General features: G+C 40.8%; 2 protein-coding genes. One reads left to right on the forward strand and one right to left on the reverse strand.

The genetic code is table 11. The annotated features are described in order from the left end of the window. Positions 1-362, forward strand: a 362-nt coding sequence (locus VB732_RS20920) for a tetratricopeptide repeat protein (protein WP_323232825.1), incomplete at its 5' end; no start/stop codon positions are given. A gap of 139 nt (positions 363-501) precedes the next feature. Here the strand turns inward: VB732_RS20920 and VB732_RS20925 are convergent. Continuing rightward, positions 502-728: hypothetical protein (locus VB732_RS20925; protein ID WP_323232826.1), on the reverse strand; the 227-nt coding region annotated here is incomplete at its 5' end.

Here is a 728-nt window from a genome sequence, read left to right on the forward strand (position 1 = left end):
AAGCGATCGCACTCTACAATCAGTCTTTAGAAATAAATGAACGCATTGGTAATGTCCAAGGTAAAGCGACGATGTTGCACCAACTGGCAGGTATCTACGCCTATAAAGGGGAAGTGGATGAAGCGATCGCACTTTTCAATCAGTCTTTGGAAATAAATGAACGCATTGGTAATGTCCAAGGCAAAGCAATGACTCTGTGGGGGTTAGGGCATTTGGCAGAAAAACAGGGTGAATACACTAAAGCGATATCCTATTTGCAACCAGCTTTAGAGATTTTGCAGCGATTGCAGTCACCGGATGCTGAAAGTGTGAGTTCAAGTCTTGCCAGAGTGCAGCAGAAAGTAGAGAGTGAAGAAGATTAGCTTATATCTTGCACGATTCTCGATTAGCATCATCGCCCGCCCAGAAATAAATTTCTGGGCTAATAGCCAAAGTCCACTCAAGTGGACTGTAATTTTTTACCAGTCGTCTTTAGAAGACTTTAACTATTAGCCTCAGAATTCATCCTGAGGCGGTTATTGCAACTAATTCGTAATTCTTAATTACAGCTTGCTGTTGAAAGAATACCGAAAGATTTTTTGTCTCATGCAGAAGCACAAACAAGAATGCAAGAGTGCAGTTTAAATAAATGAAAACTACTGTAATGAGTCTTTGATACTCGTGGACGAGTCTTTTATACTCGCGGACGAGCCTTTTATATTCGTGAATGAGCCTTTGAACTCCATTAA

The organism is Nostoc sp. UHCC 0252 (genome assembly GCF_034931145.1).
Classification (GTDB): Bacteria; Cyanobacteriota; Cyanobacteriia; order Cyanobacteriales; family Nostocaceae; genus Nostoc.